Annotated in this window: 17 protein-coding genes; all 17 read right to left on the bottom strand. The window is 40.3% G+C overall.

Annotated elements, in window-relative coordinates:
- Window positions 1–13 precede the first annotated feature (13 nt).
- Window positions 14–397, bottom strand: a complete 384-nt coding sequence (locus GXK58_RS19390; protein WP_160724833.1) for a hypothetical protein — start codon at window positions 395–397, stop codon at window positions 14–16.
- A gap of 227 nt (window positions 398–624) precedes the next feature.
- Complete coding sequence (locus GXK58_RS19395) at window positions 625–1,167, bottom strand: hypothetical protein (RefSeq protein ID WP_160724834.1); 543 nt, start codon at window positions 1,165–1,167, stop codon at window positions 625–627.
- Window positions 1,168–1,189: 22 nt separating this feature from the next.
- Window positions 1,190–2,974, bottom strand: coding sequence for a hypothetical protein (locus tag GXK58_RS19400; RefSeq protein ID WP_160724835.1), 1,785 nt, complete (start codon window positions 2,972–2,974; stop codon window positions 1,190–1,192).
- A gap of 378 nt (window positions 2,975–3,352) precedes the next feature.
- Window positions 3,353–3,847 carry an immunity protein YezG family protein gene (locus GXK58_RS19405; RefSeq protein ID WP_160724836.1) on the bottom strand — a complete coding sequence of 165 codons (495 nt, stop codon included), beginning with the start codon at window positions 3,845–3,847 and terminating at the stop codon, window positions 3,353–3,355.
- On the bottom strand, window positions 3,848–5,557 hold the full coding sequence (locus tag GXK58_RS27315) for a DNA/RNA non-specific endonuclease (RefSeq protein ID WP_237389719.1): 1,710 nt from the start codon (window positions 5,555–5,557) through the stop codon (window positions 3,848–3,850).
- Window positions 5,558–5,561: 4 nt separating this feature from the next.
- Entirely contained in the window at window positions 5,562–5,885 is a 324-nt protein-coding gene (locus GXK58_RS19415) for a hypothetical protein (RefSeq protein WP_160724837.1), read from the bottom strand.
- Window positions 5,878–6,585: a DUF5081 family protein gene (locus GXK58_RS19420; RefSeq protein ID WP_160724838.1), complete on the bottom strand. Its 708-nt coding sequence runs from the start codon at window positions 6,583–6,585 to the stop codon at window positions 5,878–5,880. The genes GXK58_RS19415 and GXK58_RS19420 overlap by 8 nt, the downstream gene beginning before the upstream one ends.
- Window positions 6,582–6,884, bottom strand: a complete 303-nt coding sequence (locus tag GXK58_RS19425; RefSeq protein WP_160724839.1) for a WXG100 family type VII secretion target — start codon at window positions 6,882–6,884, stop codon at window positions 6,582–6,584. Before GXK58_RS19425 ends, GXK58_RS19420 begins: the two co-directional genes overlap by 4 nt.
- A complete protein-coding gene (locus GXK58_RS19430) occupies window positions 6,871–7,275 on the bottom strand; it encodes a hypothetical protein (RefSeq protein ID WP_160724840.1) in 405 nt (134 codons plus the stop codon). The genes GXK58_RS19425 and GXK58_RS19430 overlap by 14 nt, the downstream gene beginning before the upstream one ends.
- Window positions 7,268–11,806, bottom strand: a complete 4,539-nt coding sequence (gene essC / locus GXK58_RS19435) for a type VII secretion protein EssC (protein WP_160724841.1) — start codon at window positions 11,804–11,806, stop codon at window positions 7,268–7,270. The genes GXK58_RS19430 and essC overlap by 8 nt, the downstream gene beginning before the upstream one ends.
- A 35-nt stretch (window positions 11,807–11,841) precedes the next feature.
- Window positions 11,842–13,161 (bottom strand): type VII secretion protein EssB, encoded by a 1,320-nt coding sequence (essB, locus tag GXK58_RS19440; protein ID WP_160724842.1) that lies wholly within the window; start codon window positions 13,159–13,161, stop codon window positions 11,842–11,844.
- Between the two features lie 14 nt (window positions 13,162–13,175).
- A complete protein-coding gene (locus GXK58_RS19445) occupies window positions 13,176–13,433 on the bottom strand; it encodes an EsaB/YukD family protein (protein ID WP_160724922.1) in 258 nt (85 codons plus the stop codon).
- Window positions 13,434–13,445: 12 nt separating this feature from the next.
- Window positions 13,446–13,940, bottom strand: coding sequence for a type VII secretion protein EssA (essA, locus tag GXK58_RS19450; RefSeq protein ID WP_160724843.1), 495 nt, complete (start codon window positions 13,938–13,940; stop codon window positions 13,446–13,448).
- Entirely contained in the window at window positions 13,915–17,439 is a 3,525-nt protein-coding gene (esaA, locus tag GXK58_RS19455) for a type VII secretion protein EsaA (protein WP_160724844.1), read from the bottom strand. Before esaA ends, essA begins: the two co-directional genes overlap by 26 nt.
- A gap of 132 nt (window positions 17,440–17,571) precedes the next feature.
- Complete coding sequence (locus GXK58_RS19460) at window positions 17,572–17,868, bottom strand: WXG100 family type VII secretion target (RefSeq protein WP_160724845.1); 297 nt, start codon at window positions 17,866–17,868, stop codon at window positions 17,572–17,574.
- 453 nt (window positions 17,869–18,321) lie between these two features.
- The gene (locus tag GXK58_RS19465; RefSeq protein WP_160724846.1) at window positions 18,322–19,647 is read right to left on the bottom strand and encodes an amidohydrolase; all 1,326 of its coding nucleotides are present in this window, start codon (window positions 19,645–19,647) and stop codon (window positions 18,322–18,324) included.
- The gene (locus GXK58_RS19470; protein WP_160724847.1) at window positions 19,631–21,355 is read right to left on the bottom strand and encodes an adenine deaminase C-terminal domain-containing protein; all 1,725 of its coding nucleotides are present in this window, start codon (window positions 21,353–21,355) and stop codon (window positions 19,631–19,633) included. The genes GXK58_RS19465 and GXK58_RS19470 overlap by 17 nt, the downstream gene beginning before the upstream one ends.
- Window positions 21,356–21,409 lie beyond the last annotated feature (54 nt).

Consider the following 21,409-nt stretch of genomic DNA (forward strand, 5'->3'; position numbering starts at 1 on the left):
CTGTCTTTTCTGATTATAATTCTTTAATATCTTCCAAAATTTCTACATCCTCAAGAGGTACCCATTTCTCATAAAAATATTTATCAGTTCTTTCAAAGCTTAGCTCCTTTGCAAATTCATTATTTGTAGTACCAATACTTACCTTTCCGTCCCTTATTTGTAAACTAACATCAAATGTTCTCCCTTTATACTTTGCATATGGGGTAACTTCGTATATTGTTGAAACCTCACTTTTATCAACAATTTTTACGTACGTTGATGAATACTCTTCCTTAAATTCATATTTAACATCTTCCGGGCAGTCAGAGATTAATTCGTAGGTAAGACTATCATTTTCATATACTTTATATTCTCTACCATTTAACAACGTATATCGACCTTTTCTTATTTTTTTCATTTTGTCCACCTCCATTTATCGATTGGTCTAAAAGCACCTTTATCAAATAAAGCAACCAGCTTTTCAATTCCATTAGTACTCCTTTTAATTTTTCTATCTTGTGCTCATCTAATTGGTAATTATCTAATGGTTTTTTATTCATATTCTTCATTTTTATCTACTTTTGTAGTGAAATAGGATTGTTTTCAAAAAAATCCTTAGCAGTTTTCAAACCGCTAAGGATTCTTTTAATAGGATAAATTTCCCTTTTCGAGCTTTGCATTACTTAAATCAATAAAAAAGTTGACTCTCCCTCTTCCAAAACTATCGACATGGTTTTCGTCTCCTTCACACACCACGACAGGAGAATGATTAATATCTGTTAAATATTCCATACTATATCCTGCAGGACTCTTTATTTCAAACACTTCGTCCCCATGGATATCAAAACCAATTATTATATCTTCATGATTTCTATTGATGAGAACTAATATCCTCTTTTCATTTGGATAATAGGATGCTTGCTTAATATTTTCAACTGCCTTCTTTAGAACTTTCCCATTATGATTCCATTCAATATTCCCCAATGTCTTATCATAACTAAAAAGCAAATCACCGTTATATAAAAAGCTAAACACCTTTTCAGTAATAAAGTTAGTTCCTGCTTCAACATAAACAATTTCTTCATCTTTCTTTACCATGGCCAAAATAATATTATTAATTGATTTATTAATCTCATGTTCAAAATACCAGCTTATCTTATTCTGGTCCCAAGTTAATTTATCAACCACTTTAAATGGATACCACCCTTCATTATTCTATCGTTCGTACGGACACTATTTCTAAATAATCCATCATATTTACACTTCTATCTAATTTAATAAATATCTGACTGGCACCACCTGACAAATATTTATCTGCATTCACATCTATCTGTGGTCCGACTGGACCGGTCTGAACCGGCAATTCCTTACCAGCTTTCACCCTATATTCAACAACCACGCTGCAATCTGCTTTCCAATCGGACTTTACAGCTAACTGATTCCTCACAAATTCAACACTTGTAATATGATCCTTTGTGGAGAATCTTCCCGGAGTAGTTAAAGGCTGCCCGGATGCCAAAGCCATTTGAAAAGTCTCGCCTTCTTTAAGTATTGAATCTTTTGGAACATACCCATCCGGCCATGGCGATTGTTCTTTCACCAATCTAATATAGGCTTCGCTCGCCTCAGAAGTTGTTAAATTAGGATTTTTTATTAAAAATTCATCCCAGGTATTTTTAGTACCATTTTCTATTGCGTCAGCAATTAATTTTAATTCTTCCTCGCTAACTGCTGCTCCACCCTTACTGCCATTCAAATTTACTCCATCAATCTTACTAAGCACATCTTTCAGTTTATTCTCCACCGCATGGGTATTCTCTATATGATCATGTACCTTCCCAACATCACCGATTTCATCCATTACTAAACCTATTTTCCGAGATGAAGTGATATTTTTCGCTTGTGTAATAGCGTTGTCTACTAATCTAGCTGCCTCAAGAGTATCCTTCGCCAGCTTATTTTTCACAACATTTGATGCATCTTTTACAACAGCCGAAGCATTCTTCAGCCGTGTCACGGATTGTCGGCCAGCTGTTGTAATCATATTATCAATGTGAGTGACTCCCTGATGGAAACCCGCCTTACCACCAGTCTTCAAGCCTATTTGACCGATTGAATCACCCGCATGTGCAAGACGTACGGTACTGCTAAATTTACTTAAGCCGCTCACACCAGGAACGATGTCCAACGGAGCCAATAACCCGCGGAACCAGCGTTCCCCCGTTCCAAGCTCCCGGCCAGAGACCCAATCCTTCCCGGAAACTGCCGAGCTCAGTTCCATTGCCCCATAAGCAGCCCCTAAGGCCATTCCTGCCGGTGGACAGATGAGGGTTGCACCAACAATTACTACTAAAGCGCCCAGCTGCACCCAGAACTCCTTACTTTCCTGTTGATCACCGATTGCTTCATATTGGAACGCACGGTTATTTAGAGCTGCTTGCTGATATTCTTCCTGGGAAAAATTCTGATCAGAATTCAGCTCTTTCCACGCATCATACTCCAGCTTCATTTGTTCTCCAAAGAAGTTATCACCGCTGAATAAATCATCCATATTAACTTCTGTTTTGGGAACGGTAAAGGATTGTGCCGGACCGTAAGCGGTATAGACAAATTGTGTATCGGTGGCTCCAATCCGGTTTTTCGCCGTGTAGTTGGCAATGGTTAAATCCCGCATCGCTTCAACAAACGCATCCATGTCTTGGAAGAATGGCTCATCAATAGTGCGATCAACAATGTCTCCGACCCTGCCGGTGAAACTATGTAAAACCTCGAAATCCTCAAACAACCCTTGATATTTACTATTTTGACTTGTGTGCTGAAAGGAAATGACACCATCACTGTCATATTTTGCGATATCACCTTCCGCATCTTCCAAGTTATCATTTAAATCTTTTAGTGTATCAATCATGCCTTTACCCCAGCGGCCTAGTCCAATTAAATCCCCGATGCCAGCCTTCATCTTTTCCCAATCCGCAGGAATATATTTTACATCCATGCAATTACCCCTTTTTCAGTTCTTTCGGTGAATCTTAATCACATGCCATTTCATAACAAAAGAGTTGCTTCAGCAACTCACTCCACATGTAATCAAAATCATCAAACCAATATTCAATGATTAGGAGATACTTTCCTATAAATACCATAACATAGTTATCTTCATCCATTTAAGGTGAATTATTACTATGTTTTATAGGCATATTAACCTATCACTTTTTAGATTCTGTTAAATTTTCTCCCTTATGGCTCGTATTTGAGGAAGGTAATTCTGGATGATAATGGTATGGACAAAAAAACAAAAAGCACCCGTTGCCTAAAAGACATACAAATGCTTATGCTAGCTATAGTACAACCATCATGAAGTACGGATTTTCAATCAGCTTATATCATTTTTGTTATTAATATATTCTCTAATTAATTTCACATCACTTTCTCTTTCTTCATTAGGCAAAATCCCCATATTCTTATACTTCCATATAATTAATCTCTCATAATGATTATAATTATTTTCTTCCTCTAATTTAGTATAATCAAAATCAATGTCAACCTTACCAGTCGCATATAACTCAAATGTTAAATTAGTCCAAGGTTCCTGCTTATTTCTTTTAAATTCTTCCCATAACTCTCTTAAGATGCTGTCAAGATGATTTAATTGATGATCAATTTCTTCTTCATCAATTCCATCCATATCTTCAATATCTAAACTGTATATTGGTTCCTGCTTATTCTTTGGATAGTAGAAAAATACTGTTGAATCACTATATTCATCAACTTCTGAATATACCATTACTTTATCCCACGGTTCTGGAATAATTTTGTTTAACTGTATAGCTATCTTTTGATAAATATTTTCCAATTTCATATTTTTCATTTACTTTCCTCCATATATATTTTTCAAACTTGCTTTAAATTTTTCCCCATCTATCTTATATTTTATGTTAAAGCTAATAGGCCTTACAGAATCCCCTTCATATACAGGTTTAATATCAACTGTAACTTTCCGCTTATCTCTTAAAGCTTTTGCCCAGGCTGATTCCAATTTTTTATAAGCACTTACATTAACATTTCCATTCATTGCAATTATGTTATCAATAAGCGGAGATCCATTAAATTGTGTGCCAATTAAATGTCCACCATGATCTCCTTGAGTACTAGGAGCTTTGACTCTATCTTCTCCTCCAGCAGCTAACTGATGCTTACTATTACGTTCTCCCATATCTAATATTAATTCTCCGGATGCCTTCTCAATTCTTCCTAGGTCATCCGTTTGATACAGATATCCATTCGTTTCATATTTCACATTAGGTTTCAATTTGAATTCATCTATAAAGTGACTACCATCTTTAATTACATCATCAACAGCCTTACCAGTGTTACCTGTTGTACCCTTAGCTCCCTCAATATTTATACCCTCGATTTTACTAATCAAGTCCCTTATCGTATTTTCAACCACGCGGCTGTTGTCTACAGGCATATACACCTTTTCACCCATTGAAGTGACTGCAAGTCTTTCTGGAGAAGGGATCGTGTTTTTAGCACCTGTAATGACTGTGTCGGCTAATCTACCTGCTTCAATTATATCCTTTGCGAGCTTGTTTTTCACAACATTAGCCGCATCTTTTATGGCCACTGAGGCATTATTCAAACGGGTCGCTGATTGCTGACCGGCGTTTTTGATCATATTATCTATATGATTGGCTCCCTGACGGAAATGAGCGAGGCGCACCGTGCTGCTAAATTTGCTTAAGCCACTCACACCAGGAACGATGTCAAGCGGAGCCAATAACCCGCGGAACCAGCGTTCACCAGTCCCTAGTTCCCGTCCAGAGACCCAATCCTTCCCGGAAACCGCCGAGCTCAGTTCCATTGCCCCATAAGCAGCCCCTAAGGCCATTCCTGCCGGTGGACAGATGAGGGTTGCGCCAACAATTATTACTAAGGCGCCCAGCTGCACCCAGAACTCCTTACTTTCCTGTTGATCACGGATTGCTTCATATTGAAAGGCACGGTTATTTAGAGCTGCTTGCTGATATTCTTCCTGGGAAAAGTCCTGGTCCGAATTCAGCTCTTTCCACGCATCGTACTCCATTTTCATATGCCCAGCATAAAAATTATCGCCACTAAACAAATCATCGATACTTATTTCAGTCTTAGGAACCTCTAAGGATTGGGAGGCACCGTATCCCCCATAGACAAACTGTGTTTCAGTAGCGCCAATTCGGTTTTTGGTAGTATAGTTGGAAATCGTTAAGTCCCGCATCACTTCCACAAATGCATCCATGTCTTCATAAAATGGCTGATCAATCGTACGGTCGACAATCTCCCCCACCTTGCCGGAGAAACCATGTAAAATCTCAAACTCCTCAAACAAACCCTGGTATTTGCTTTTTTGACTTGTGTGATGAAAGGAAACGACACCGTCACGATCATATTCTGCGATGTCGCTTTCCACATCTTCAAAGTTATCGCTCAAATCTTTTAGAGTATCAATCATTCCTTTGCCCCAACGGCCAAGACCGATTAAATCGCCAATCCCATCCTTCATCTTTTCCCAGTCAGACGGGATATATTTTACATCCATCCCATCATACCCCCAGTTTAGCAATGATTTGTTCGGCAATTGCTTCATCTGCTTGGATCATTGTATTAAGGATATCAATTACCAATGTTGCAGCACGTGTGTAATTGTCGTGTAAATCCATTACCTTCTGGTTCGCTTCTGCATAGACCTCCATTGCCTTTTTTGCCTTGCCTTCTTGGTAATAGTCAAGGTTCCCTAACTTTTCAATATTAGGTGCAGCATTGGTCTCTAATTCTATAATAATGCCTTGTAATAATTGAAAGATGGTGGTAATTTCATCCGGATTAATATTAATAAGGCTAGAACCGCCCCCATCAGCCTTAAGCATAGACTCTCTCCCCCTTGTAAGGAAACTCCAGTTCATCAAATAGGACTTTCAAGAACCAATATTGACTAGCATGGTAATATTTCTTATTCACAGCATCGACCATGATTAGCTTCTCGTCTTTCGTAAAAATCAGCCACTGCTGATAATAGTGCCAATTAAATCGATCTTTCTGTTCCTCCTTAAGATGGAAGAATTCTAGATTCATAAACATCTGCTCAGGCTCAAAGCCTTCGGTCTCACGTCTTTCCTGGTTCGATAATTCTATTTTTAAGAATGTTTTTTCCTTTTCCGCCGGCTCTCTGACAATCAAAGGAAATTGTTCACACAACATTTTCAGCATGATAGCCTTAGAAGTAACCCGTAACTGGTACTCTCCCTGCTTTGCCGTTTCTACCAGCACAATCAGCTCGTCGCTTTCCTTCTCTCTAAAAGCGAACATGAGGTTATTAATCCGTACATATTTCTCGCTTTGATGGTAATACTCCACGGTTTGAATGATAATTGCCCCGTTTTTCGTAATTTTACCGTCCGTCGTAATGATTCCCTTATCTATCAGCCGAACATGTGCCTCTTTAAACACCTCTTCGCCCTGCAGCTGAAAAATTTCTTTTTCCGGCAGGCCAAATAGGACATTTCCCCCAAAGGCAGCTGCTAACAGATAAAGCTCTGGGGCCGTGAATACGTCTGTAGATGGACTCATCCTAGATTCCTCACTTCTCTTACCGAAGCATCCTGTAGGAAATCATCGAAATAACCTTCAAGGCTATTTAAAGCTTTTGTCTGTTTTGACACTGCGGATTTCATATCATGGTGATACTTCTGAATGATTTCAAGATAAGTTAAAAAGGCATCCCTTGATTTCCCGCTCCATTCTGCGGCATTCAGGTAGGAAATCAATTGTTCACATTGGTCATATGTTTTCTCAACTGATTGTTCCAATGCCTTGGCTGCGGCCCTCGCTTCATTTACCTTATCTCCGTCAATTCTAACGCTCCCCACTGATCAATCCCTCCAGTTTCTCTTTTAGCTCTTTTAGTTCCCTTTCCCTTCTGGCTCTTTCAGCCTCTTCCTCTCTAATGGCTTGGTTTTTATAATGCACATATCTTTCATAAGCTTTATCTTTAGCAGCAACAAGGGAATACCGATGTTCTTGATCCAGTTGAAAATACTGCAGCAATTTCGCATTTAATTGTTTACGGCTGCTTTCAAAATCATTCGAAGGTATATCAGAGTTAGATAGATTTGGAACTGTGCCTATATAGGAACTATATGCCGAATTGGCCTCGGAAACTTTTTTGTCATGCTCAGAAATGGCACTTATAAGTTTTTCGTACAGCTCATGATAATCATCACGCTTTTTCTCGGTTGCTGTTTTAAACCAATCAAACACTAGCCTTCACTTCCTCTCTTTTTTTGTAAGGTGCTGCAATTTTGATTTTTTCTGCACGGCCATGCTGAATGTAATACGCTTCGTACGGAAGTAAGTTCTGCTCTTTATATGGCCGGTTCAAGACTTCGATAATATTTTGGTCGGTAATTCTGCCCACCAAGATCCCCGCCTTTTGTCTTTTCATAGCGGTAGCTATATCATCATATTGTCTTTCAATTGCCCCATGTACAGCGCCAATTACAAAATAAATCCCAACTCTAGCCCCTGTTTCAAGCAATTTTGTTACCGTTGTTTGAGATGTAAAGGATAGAGATTGGGTCAAGAAGGCAACATCTGTTATCAGAACCACCATTGGACGTATCTCTTTCAAAAATTCCTTCATCGTCACGCGGCCGTCTGTTGCCATTTGTATTTGACGGAAAGCATCTTCCCTTGTTTCCAATAATTGCTGCAAACGTTCAATAAAGTCATCCATTTCAACCGCTGACCCTGCAAAAATATTGACGCTTTCCTTGTATCCTCTGAATCTCGAAGAAGCATTGTCAATTAGACCGACATCAATTTGCTCGTTTATAGAAATACTAGAAACAATGGTTAAGTAGGTTTGCTCGATTAAATCGGTTCGATCGCTCAAAACCAGTGTGTTCTGATCTTCTAAAATGTTTAACGCGACCGGCTCTACTTTTTCAAAGTCGACGGCAAATGGAATAGCTCCTTTATTGATCATCGATTTTGTTTCTGGTTTGTTAATGAAATCAGTGAATTCCACTGTTTCTGGAACCATCGGAATTGGCAGCGGCCGACTGCCTTTCCAGTCGCTCCTCATTTCTTTACATTCCTCTTGAATGTTCTTAATGATTGATAGCGTATCCTGCCCTCTGACAGGAAGCGCTGTTTGGAAGGAGGTCGGCTGCTCTATTTTGATTAAGCCTCTGCCAGGCAGATCCTCAATGATTAAATCCGTTCTGCCAACAATATTTCTCGCTTCTGTCCCATCAATCATATACAAAGCTACTTGATTCTTAATGTTGGAAAGCAGCGGAGCTCTCAGCGCACTTTGGCGCCCGGCGCTTATCACCAGGTGAATTCCAACGCTAACACCCTCCCTGGCAATCTGTGCGGCTGTTTTCTCAAATTCTTCTCGGTACGCGGCATCCGTAATCGAGTCGAATGTATCGATTAATAAAAGAATCGAAGGAACTTCTTTGCCGCTTGCCTGTTCATACATTTCAATGGCGGCCACACCATATTTACTCAATTTTTGCTTCCGTTCCTTTAATTCATTCTGCAGCCTGCGAAGAAGCTTTCCGAGCTTAATTTCCTCATCCACCATAATCGTGTCTGCTGCATGCGGCAGATCTCGGAGCGGCAGCAAGCCATTCGTTCCAAGGTCAATCAGATAAATATGGACTCTTTCCGGATTATGCCGTCTTGCAATATCCATTGCCACTGTTTGTAAAAAGGTCGACTTTCCATATCCAGGGCTCGAAAAGACGGCGATATGCCCATCCTTGCTTAGGTTCAAAGTCAATGGCTTTTGCTCTTGCATTTCCGGAATATCAAGAAAACCAAAGGTCACTTCTAGTGGTTTCTTCTCTTCTTTCCATGCTGATTTATAATCCGCAATGTCCAAATCAGGAAGATAGATTCGTTCCTCAAGAGGCGGCAGCCATGGTCGAGGAAGTTCGACAATTCCTCTTATCTTTGCGAAGTTATCAATATATTCCACGACAGCGTCCAGTTCAGTTGGAACTTTTGAAATTTCTTTCCTGCTGGATAGGCCGCTTAGATCGCTTGAAAGGATCTCGTACTGACCAAGGTCATTAATTGCATAAATGGTGGTATCCATTAAGTCTTGTTCATTTTTATCCGGAAGGTAATCCGCCCCGCTCCAGGCACTTTGGAACAATTCATAGATTTCATTGTTGCCAACCTGCAGGTATGCCCTTCCCGGCAGGGTGATTTCAGCCGCATCCGGTGTTTTTAAGATTTCAGTAGAATCACTGGCATTCTGAACTTTTAGTGCCAGCTTAAACTTTGAGTTGGACCAAATCTGATCATCGACAACACCGCTTGGCTTTTGGGTTGCTAAAATTAAGTGGATCCCTAAAGAACGGCCGATACGGGCTGTAGAAACAAGCTCCTTCATAAAGTCAGGCTGTTCGGATTTCAGTTCCGCAAATTCATCGGAGATTAAGAATAAATGCGGCATCGGCTCACTGGCTTCACCTAATTTATAAAGCTTTTGGTATTGATTGATATGATTGACGTCATGTTCAGCAAACAAGCGCTGGCGTTTTTGCAGCTCCGCTTTAATGGAAGCAAGCGCACGCATGGACTGAGCACCGTCCAGGTTCGTAATCGTTCCTAATAAATGCGGAAGTTGTTTGAATAAATTCGCCATCCCGCCGCCCTTATAGTCGATTAGTAGAAAAGCGACTTCATGTGGGTGGAAGTTTACAGCAAGCGAGATAATATATGACTGAATAATTTCCGACTTACCAGAACCAGTTGTCCCTGCAACCAATCCATGCGGTCCATGGGCTTTTTCATGCAGGTTTAGGTAGACAATATCTTCCTTTCCCCTTAAGCCCAGCGGTACAGCAAGGCTTTTATACGTTTCATTTGCAGTCCAGCGCTCATGAATACGAAGCTCCTCAACTTTCTCCACACCATACATTTCTAAGAAGGTAACACTCTCAGGAATGGAATTCCTTAAGTTTTGTAGATGATTGAGAGGAGCCAATGCTCTGGATAGATCCTCTTTATTAAACTCACCACGAAGATGATCAGGTTTGAACCTTCGATTAACCAGTTCTCCCTCTTCGAGCAGGATATTTCCAGTTTGGGCATCCCGGATATCAATCACGGTTTTTACATGCTCTGGGAGCGACTGCATGACATCCTGCACAAACACCAGCGACACTCCCAATTCGCTAGTATCCTCATTAAAATACTCCATGACCGAATGATCCAAGATCATTTTTTCATCAGTAATCAGGACAACAAACTGGGGTGAAAAATAGATTTTCTCACTTTTATTCGTCTTTTCATCGATTGCTTGTTTTCGTTCTTTTAACATTTGATAAAGTGAATTCAGCACCTGGTCACGTGAGCGCTCATGATAAACAAACCCGCGGACATTGATATCCCTTAGGCTTGCATGAGGAAGCCAGCGCATCCAATCCCATTTCGGTTTCTCCTCTTCCGGGAAAATCGTGATAAATTGCAGGTCATGATAACTATGGAAAAGAGCGGTCTGCATCACAAGCAGCTGCAGTTGTTCAATAACAAGGCGGCGCTGCCCGATGTAACCGACCGGTCCTTTCATTAAAGAAGTGACTACGGGTACCTCATCCAATGTGAGATACTGCCCCCTTAGGCTGCTGGCGGCTTCGACAAGTTCATCCTTTTCAAGGGTGAATTCCTCTAAATTGAACTCAATTTCAAAGCTCGAATCAACCCGCCCTAATCCGACTCGGAAATTTAGAAAATCATGATGAAACCTCGTCTTTTCATATATGCGTGAGTGAACAATTCTTGCCATGTCACGGATTTCGCTGGCATCTGGATGATGGTAGTTCAGAGCATGCCGCTGTTCTTCACTTGCTTGATAGAATTCATGGGCCTTCTGTTTCAAGTAATCTTGATAGCCCATGTCCCGTTCCTTCAGATCCAAACGATATTGTTTCAGGCTTTTTAAATAGGATGTAACCGAAAAAATAACCGTCGTAATCGTCATAGCCAGCATCGCAATGATATAAAAACCATTCGTCTGAAATATAGAGACAACCACCATGGCGGCAATCATGACAAGCGGCGGAACAATAACACGTGCCAGCTGTTCACTTGGCTTTACCGGTTTAGGGGAAGGTTTGGCGATTTTCCGTTTATCCTCCGGTTCGCGGTAAATAATCCGAGGAGAACGGTGAAAATCAGGATAATCACTGTCATAGCCTCGATTCATTTCAAACAATTGAGCTAGTTTTACAGCTTTGATCCCTTGTGTTCCCAGCACACGAAGATCATCATTGCCAATTTTCACAATCAAGCCCGCAAAGCACAACTCGTCCCCAGGTTCCAAAACTACATCCTCGCCTGCCAGAGAGAAGTTATGATAAACATGCCCCTTATAGACTTCCAGTTTAAAAGGTTCTCCCAGCCCCTCGCGGATGAGTGCTAAATCGACCGTTGGGTGCACCAGGGAGACATCATCGTAATTATTGCAGCCTATTGTAATACTGTGACGCTGTGTGGTGTCGTACACTGACCACTGGTTTTCTTCTCTTAAATAGACGGTTATTAGACCATTCTGGTGTTTTATCTCAAGGCGTTCATTAACCCTCAGCTGGTTTTCGGCCATCTTGCATACTTCACCATCCCATTCCACAACAATGGAAGGGATTAATTCCGGAAAGGTAATCGTGTTGGACCAATCATTCCCAATCGTTATACTCTTTTTCTCGTTTGTATGTAAATGGCATTTATGCAATTGACTCTTAAACTCAAGCAGCAATAATCGTTGTGCCATCTTCTCTCCCTCTCAATCTATGAATCGACATGACTCTACTTTTTAGTCTCAGCTGAATTTGTCTTTTCTGCCTTTTCTGTACTTGAAGGAGAAGGTTTATCAGCTTTCTCTTGGGTGGTTATTTCTTCACCTTGTTTATCCTTTTCTTGGGTTTCTGCGGCCGCGGCCGGTTCAGCGCTTTCCTCGTTTAATAAAGAGTCCAGCCCATATTTTTCAGCATACTCCTCATATTGTTTCTGATATTGTTGAACCTTTTTATCCCTTTGGGTACCACTTAGTTCGGGGTCATTTTTTGCCTTTTCCATTTGCTTAATAAGGCCATACATAATCAGCTGCGGGTCATCAATATATTTGGCAAGGTCAATTGTCCGTTCAAAATCCCCCTGGCCGTTGTAAATCCAATACAATAAATAATTGGGATCACTTTTTATACTTATATTTTTTAATATCGCTTCTTTTTGCTCATCAGAGAGGGGCTCTGATTCAATATAAGAATAGGCAAGTACATACTTACTTGTATCCGGCAGCTTATCAGGCTCTTGGCCCTCTAGATCATCAATAACGTTAGCGTAATCTAAAGCAAGAAAGTCGCGATGTGCCTCTAGAAGATGTCCCTGAAAAGGAATTTTTACAAAACCGAGATACGCTAATGGTATAGCCAATAAAACAGAGAGCGCGATCATCGTGAAGGTTAATTGTTTAAAAAGACGAAACTTTTTTTTTGGTACGACTTGCAGACTTTTTTCTGCTGTCTTTTTTTCTTCTATATATTTGTCATTTACTAGTTTAATTAAAGAGTCAAGGTCCTCAGTTTCGCCTGCAAGGCGTTCAAATTCAGTATCCTTTGCTTGGTTTAGCGACCCGGCATAAAGTTCATCAAAGCTATATTTATTTGAAAACAACGCGATTACCAAGCATTTATATTGGAGAGTGAAAATATTTTCATCAAGTTGATATGGGGGCACTATATCCCGAATACCTCGAAACACGATAAATGGAATTAAATTATCATCAACAATCAGATTATTCGGATGCAGGAAGAAGGTTATACGTGTGGTTAGGCAATTCTTGAAACGAGCGACATTACACAGAAAGCGCAACTTATCTTTCCGATCAAGTTTTTGTATATCCTCCCAAGTTTTTGTTTGTGAACTGACAGCAAAAGAGAATAAGAACAAATCAGCCTCTTCTGTGACAAATGAAGGGACAAATAGGGCAGTATCATTATTCATCAAGGCCAATTGACGAATATCTTTCACTCGGGTTTGCGATTTTGGCAGTTTTAATTGCCAACTGTCATCACTAATATGAAACTGAAGCTTTAGCGAATCCATTTGGACTGTTTTTTCTTTCATGTTTTCCTTCTCCTTTAGCCTTTCAAAACTAGTAATATATCGCCATTTGTCACTGGATGGTCCACTAGACGATCATCATCCGCTAGCAGCAATTCCTTTTCTACAACCTTTAAAGCAAAAAGAACGTTCTTATCGATATCAAGGTGCAGCGATCCAATTAAGTTTCCAAGCAATTGTTTAATAGGCTGATGTAAAGGGACTCTAACGTCATATTTCCCTTTACACCACCTACTAAAGTCAACTGTCACATTTACATGTGTACCTCTAGACAGGACAATCTCCCCCTATTCAAGCATTTTCCGCATCATGATATACACTCCTCCGCAACAGACTGCGACAAATCCAATTAAAGCCGGAACCATTCTTTTGCTGATTTGTCCCCCTTCTTCATTCGCATCTCTGCCTGCGGATTGAGCATATTGAACAGAATAATTACTAGAAAATAATGAATTTTTAGTATCTGATAATGCGGTATTTTGTTCACTCGGCTGAACAAAAAGATTCTTTTCTAAGTTCTTTGCAGCTTTTTCAGCTTCTAATTGTTTGGTTTCAATAGACGCCCGAGTTTGTTCCTCGAACAATTCAGGCGCCATTTTTTCTAATTCTGTTTCTTTGTGAAATTCATTTTCTATCGCAGAGTCCTGACCAATACGGTCTGTTTTCAACTCCATTTTCCCACTATTATTAGAAGGTTCTTCAGCGAAGGTATGGACCGATGCAATTGAAAACCAGCCCAGGAAAGCAATGAGCATACTAAAGGTTTTCACTAATGCCTTCATGGACGACCTCCTCGTTTTTGGACAAGCGATGGATCACGAATAAATGACCTGCAAGACTGATGACTGTTATGGCGATTAAACTAAATAGGATGGTATTATTTTCACCAGCCCCACTGCCAAACTTAATTAACAATGTTTCAATGTATTGTAGAGGTGAGTAATCTCGTAACTTCGCTGCTAGTGATGATGGATTAAGTTGAAGTCCAATTGACTCGGTTAAGAATAAATACAAACTGAGTATCACCAATAGAACGAACATTCCAGCCATTTTTAATTGACGTAATAAATAGGTAGCTGCTAAAACCATCGTTACGATGATTAACACCATCATTCCGACCCAAAGTATGAACTTTTCTTCATTAATTTTTAGTAGATATCCAGACAGCAATCCAATGACAAGTCCTTCAATAAGACCAACGCATGCCGTGATAATGGTAATCGGTGTATTTTGCTTCACTAATGTTTGCTCTTCAGCGAACGAGTCGTGATTAAGCCTTTTTCTCTCATTATTGGATAAGACATAGGCGGTGAATAATCCGACGATAAAGCAAATCAGGACCATAAAATAAGGGCTGAAGGTGTCCTCGGCAGCCATAATAACACCAGCACTTTTCGTCTGTACCGGATTGGATAAGAAACTTAGTAGATTTTCATTCTGACGTTCACCAATCCTGCTATTGGCAAGCACTCCCGCAAAATTAGCAGCAAAATTCTGGTCTTGAAGAACTTTATCCGTAAGGTTATCGGATAGGTCATCTGCCTCTTTCACTAACGTAGTCCCGCTTGCTTGAATCTCCTTTGCCTGCTGGTCAATTGCATCGAAGGTTTGGTAAACATGATCCGCCGAATTTAAATTATTTTTTGATTGGTCTGCCAGTAATTGACTTTCTGCCAATAAGGTTTTCAGTTGTCCGTCCAATGTTAGAACAGCACTTTGCTCTTCATCCCCATCCACTAAGATGTTGGACTGTTCCTCGTTTAAATTGGAGCTTTCCTCGCGCCATAAAGCTAGATCTTCTAAGGTTTTTCCAAGACTAGTATTTTGGCTCTCGGCCTGGGCACTTGTTTGATTAATCATCTCTGCCATTCGCATAGAATGATTGTCAGCATCATTGACGAGCGTTAAATAGGTGTCCATTTCGCTCTTCAATTGTTCTGTTTGCTGTTTGATTTCCTCCGTCGTTTGCCCAGCCACATAGTTAGCTAAAATATCTACAATATCTTGCTTATTGAATAAGTAGTAAAGAGAACCCTCGGATGCCATATCGGTTAAACTGCTTTGATTCAGCTGGTCAATAAAATCGGAACGATTAAACTGATCCAGCCCGATTCCAAAATATAGATTGTACATTGACAGCATTTTTTGGTAATCACTCACTGTATCGCTTGCCGCATTGACTAAAACATTCGTAGAGTCCTGTAGCAGCGGTGACATCACTTGATGGGTAACAAGATTATTGACGATGTTTAATGTTTTTTTCGGATTCTTATTGGTGTTACTATCATCTTGGCTATCGGTGCTGCCTTGATTTTCCGGTTCCTTTTTATCTGAGCCTGGGTTATTGGCCGTATTCGATTGATCGCTTTGTGGAATGGAGTTTTCTGATGCGGTGGCAGCTAAGGCATTCATCGTCTCCACCTTAACTGCTGGCTGTTCCGCTGCATCAAGGTTATGATCCAAAGTTTTTGGTGTTTCTGTTGTTTCTGGTGTTTTCGGTGTTTCAGTTGTTTCTGTTGTTTTCGGTGTTTCAGTCGTTTCAGTTGGTTCTGGTGTTTCCGGTGTTTCAGTCGTTTCAGTTGGTTCTGGTATTTCCGGTGTTTCAGTCGTTTCAGTTGGTTCTGGTATTTCCGGTGTTTCTGGGATATCGACAGCTGTAACATCCTTCTGATCCAATGTCCACTTCCAAGTAATTGGTTGGAATACATCCACCTTCGTACCAGCTTTCAGTTTCACCTGTAACTTTACTGTGAAGACTCCTGCATCTGTTTTAGGAAGATCGATCTTTTGTTTTTGAACAAAAGGATGGGTATAGTCCATCTCACCCCCGTTAGGGAGTGTCAATAACACTTGGGAAACAGAGAACTCCTCTGGTATCGATAAGGTAAACTCCTGTCCTCCCTTTTTATTCTCCGGAAGTGATACGGTGTCAGACAGCGTTACACCATTATTCATTAAGCTGTTTTGAACTTGCTCCACCTGGGTTGTTAATGGAATATCCCCTGTTTTAGATGCAGGGCTATAATTAAATTCCCGATTATATTTATTGGTGAATTCCATCACATTCTTAAGCTGGGTAATGGTTTGATCCTTTAAAGCCAGCCCATTTAAGTCTTCTGGGTTAAGAGACGGAAGCTGATCAATTTGCTTTTGGATGGCGCTCTTGGCATTTTCATCCGGTTGGGCAAAAAATTGGTTTAAATAGACATTCTGCTCACCATCAGAAGAATTTTTGATTTCATTCTTCAGCTGTTCACGGACCTGATCCTGCATATCTGAAGCAAGTTTCTCAGCGAGCTCTGTCTCAACATTCTCGATTTTTTCCTTCGTACTCGTAAGATAGGTTTGAAGGGCTGCTGATTCTGACAAAATATTCGCTGATTGATCCTCTGTTAGGTGAAACTGTTCATTGATTGCTTTGTTTGCCTCCACTAGACTCTCTAACTGTTGAAGGACATTGCCATCGTTCATCTTGCTATCTAAATTTATTAACTGATCAGAGAAGCCCTTGGAAGCAAGAAGGTTGGCTGCTTGCAAACTTGTGAAATCTGTAAATACATCCTTGTATGTATTTCCTGTTTGTACGCCTTGACCTAAGGTGCCTTCAAAGTCTTTCAGAATACCCTGCAGCCCTTGAAAACTATCTCTGGAAAGTTTTGTATTTGTTTGAACCGCCCCAAATTGAGAGGTGTAACCGGCTAACGGACGGTGAATAGAATTATTATAAACATTGGAATACCATTGTTCTTTGTTTACGAGGGTACCAATATTGTCTTGTGCCTCATGTAAATTTCCAAGTACACTAGCGAAATATACATCTATGATTCGACGGTTAAACTCCCCTAAGATCGAGCTTGCCGTTTTTTCCGCCTTTGCTTTTAAATTACTATTATCAGTTGCATTAATTTTGTAGTTCACAACTACCTGCTCTGGTGCCTGTGAATCAATGGACAATGCCTTTTTTGTAAAGTCATTTGGAATGACAATCATCATATTGTAGACATTCCGCTCTAGCCCATTTTCTGCGACACCTCTACTGACAACATACCAGTCATGCTGGTTATCTTTTTCGATGGCTTTTATAAATTCATTACCGAATTGATAATCATCGCCATTAAATTCTGCCCCCTGGTCTTCATTGACCAAGGCAACCGTCAATTTTTGGTCATCCTTGTTATCCTTGCTTTTAGACGTTTGATTCAACGCTAAATAAGTGCTGCCTGTTGCGAGTACAAGCACAAAGACTAGAAATAACAAGACACTCCTCTCAACCTTTTTCATTCCATCAACCCCTGAAATTCTCTCATAATATATAGAATATAATTGCTTTTAAAAAGGGAGCCAGCCCATTAACAAAGAACAAAAGCCACACAACGATTGTCGCGTGGCAATTGGCCATTCGTATTTTCTTTATTAATATAGACCAAAATTTTGTGACAATTGCTCATCCTGCTGCGCCACAGCTTCTGCTGTTTTGTTCAATTGTGTATTGATCTCTTGCATTAATTGAGCAAAGTTTTGAACCTTTGGCTTCAATTGGTTAAATTGATCGTCAAATCGTTGGAAAGCGCGACCTTCCCATTCACCGCGGAGTTCATTTTGCAGGTTCGTAAGGTCTCTTAGAATCTGCTCAATTTGTTGTGCACTTTGGCCATAACGAGTGGCCTTTGCTTTTAGCTCCTCTGGGGTCATCCGAATTTGTCCAGCCATTTATCTCCCTCTCCTCTACCTATAATTGTGCCTAATGAAAATAGGCACTTTTATCATAAAAATAATGATAAACACAATCAGATAATTATGTACTTCTCTTCCAGCGCAAACTTAACCTTTTGGAAGTTATTTACTTATATGTTTATAACACAGAGAATTTATTCCTTCAAACTGCCTATCAATCTTCCAAGAAGGATTTGTAGGCCTTTATTTCTAGGATATTTTGAAAATAGGACTTTTTTTAATAGACCTTAGGAAGAAGACGTCCCAACTTCCCGGGAAAATAGATATAGCTCACAGGGTGGTTTCGATGGATTTTTTAAAACTTTAGGCATTCTATACTGTTTTTACAAAAAAATTATATGATCCGTACCAAACAAAAAAGGACTAATCCTTATAGAATAGTCCTTTTCTGTTTAATAAGATTTACAATTTCGATTACTTATTGATTTATTACTCCATAGCTTTTAATGCCTTTGTTTTAAATCCGCATTGTTCCATGGCTTCAGCAAGATCTCTTCTTAATTGTGCTTCATCAAAATCAACTAATTTCTTACCTTTAACCACTTGGTTTCCAGCGATAAATACATCTCTTACGTTTCCAGCATTAGCCGAGTACACTAAAGCCGAATACGAATCAAAAATGGGAAACATATTGATTGAATCTGTTTCAACTAAGATAAAGTCAGCCTGTTTTCCTGCCTCAATTGAGCCAATTTGCTTGTCCATTCCTAAAACCTTCGCTCCTCCAGTGGTGGCTAACTTTACAATTTCTTGTGCTGGAAAGGCACTGCGGTCCTGTAAAATGGTTTTATGAAAATTGGCAAACAATCGCATTTGGCTGAATAAATCCAGGGTATTGCCGCTGCTTGGACCGTCGGTTCCCAGTCCTACTGTTACACCAGCAGACAATAAATCCCTAATGCGGGCCACACCTTTAGCAGATTTTGTATTCGCACCAATACAATGAGCTACCTTTACATCATATTTCTTCAATAGCTGAATATCATGATCTGACAAATGAATACAATGTGCTGCTACGAGCCTTGAACTCAATACGCCAATCTCCTCTAAAAATTCAATTGGTGTTTGATTACGTTCTTCACGGTATTTTTTCATTTCAAAATCCATCTCACTTAGATGCATCATCCATGGCACATTGTACTTCTTGGATAAGAGATCCGCCTGCTTCAGGACTTCGATTGTATTCGAATAGGGCGCATGCGGTGCAATAGATGCATTAATTCTTTTATTCCCCTGCCATTTAGGCAGAAAGCTTTCGGCGTATTGTAAGCCGCCCATTGGCTCCTCGACATCCACCGTTACGGAATCGATGACGGTTTCTGCTAACAGGCCGCGGCTGTTCATTTCCTCCGCCGCTTCGGCCAGTTGCTGTTCAAAATAGTACATATCAAAAAACGTCGTCACACCGGCAAGCTGCATTTCCGCAATGGCATATTTAGCACTAGCGTAGGCAAGCCTTTCATTCATACATTCATTTTCTAATGGAAATAAGAAGCGGCGCAGCCGGTCGGGGTAATCATCCCCTAAGGAACGAAATGGAATCATCCCAATATGTGTGTGCGTATTGACCATACCGGGCAATAAAATAGCCCCTCTAGCATCGATGACTTTTTCATACGTCATATCCCTTGGCAGCATATCCATTGCTCCCGTTTCGATAATTTTCTCCCCGTCTACCATTAAATATCCATCTTGAAACTGCTCCATCTGCTCATTCATCGTTAAAATCCATGCATTTTTAATGAGTAATCTCAAATTCCTCATCCTCCACCAAGGGGATCATGATTTGGGAGCGAACATTCATCATCCCTTTGTCTGTTATTTTGATAATAGGTGATACCGGCAAGGATAAAGTCGAGAAAGACATAATCTCATTGCTGTTACGGTAGCCTAACTTAATCATCGCTTGACGCACTTCTTTCAATTGTGCACCTAGTTCTTGTATCGGTGCATCACTGATAATACCGCCAACCGGCAAAGGACATACCGCTTGTACCTTTCCAGCTTTGGTGACGATATAACCCCCTTGCATGTCCAATAATTGCTTTTGCGCGGCTAAGATATCCTCAGAACTTGTTCCCATAACCATCAAGTTATGATGATCATGGGCCCACGTAGTGGCGACAGCTCCTTTTTCATATAAAGCTTTATCAACAAATCCATAGGCGATGTTACCTGTTTTCCCATAACGCTCCATCACAACAATCAGGGCTAACCCGCTATTCTCCCAATCCAAAAATCCATCTGCGACGCTAACTTCCCTCTTTACATGTTCGGTAAAGGTACCCGTTTCTGAAATTTGAATCACATTGACGGTCGCCTTTTCCGTTGCTTTGACCTTGAACTGTAAATCCTCTGGTGTTAATACACGGCAATGGACCGACTGATAGAAATGCTCTGGAAAGGCAGGTTTATCCGTAGGAAACTGGATATCTGCCCCTCGTTTGTGCACCAATTTTCCATCTTTATAAACTGACTCAATATTAAATCTTTCGATATCATCGATTAATAAAAAGTCTGCCTTGTATCCAGGGACAATGGCACCCCGATCCTGAAATCCCATTCGTCTGGCAGGTGTATAGGTAGCGCAATAGATAGCCTGTTCTACTGGCATCCCGCAAGAAAAAGCCAATCGCACGTTTGCATCTAAATGTCCTTCCAACAAGTCGTCCGCCATCACATCATCGGTAATGAGGGCCATATATTCATAGAACTGATTGTCAACAATGACTCTTATATTTTCTGGAGTAATCGATTTTTTTTGGAACTCTAAAAACATCCCATTCGTGATTTTCTCATAAATCGATTCCGGCGATTGATGAGTATGATCAGCTGTTAAGCCTGCATATAAAAATTCAGCTAATTCCAATCCTGAAACGCGCGGAATATGACCTTCTAAAGGCATGAACGGTCGTTCTGTTTGAACTTCACGTAAAATTTGCCGAATCAAAGATTCTGGTTCATTGACAATCCCATTAAAGTTCATGGCTTCGCCTAGAGCAATGACTCTCGGATGCTGTAGGAGCTGCTTCACTTCTTCCACACCAATATAGCCGCCTGTCGTTTCTAATTCCGGTGTGGTCGAAGGGACCGAAGATGGAATCGCAAAGAAAGTATCGATGACACTCGGCTGAGAAAAGAACGCCTCGAGCCCTTCCATACCAAACACGTTCGCAATCTCATGGGCATCGGCGACAACCGTTGTTACCCCATGAGTTAACACGGCTTCTGAAAAAATAGTTGGAGAAGTCATTGAGCTTTCAATATGCATATGAATATCAATTAATCCTGGGACTAGATACCGATTTTCTGCATCTAATACCTCACTAACCTGACAATGATCGATGTCTTCTGCGGTAATATAATAAAATTTATCTTTCATAATCAACACATTTTTCTTTTCAAACCTTTTGGTAAAAGTGTTATAAACCTGTGCATTTACGATTGCTAAATCGACTTTCATCAAATCTCTCCCCCTCCAAGTATGTATAAAGAGAAAAAAGGCCAAGAATTATCC

Source organism: Bacillus sp. USDA818B3_A, assembly GCF_009928415.1.
Classification (GTDB): Bacteria; Bacillota; Bacilli; order Bacillales; family Cytobacillaceae; genus Neobacillus.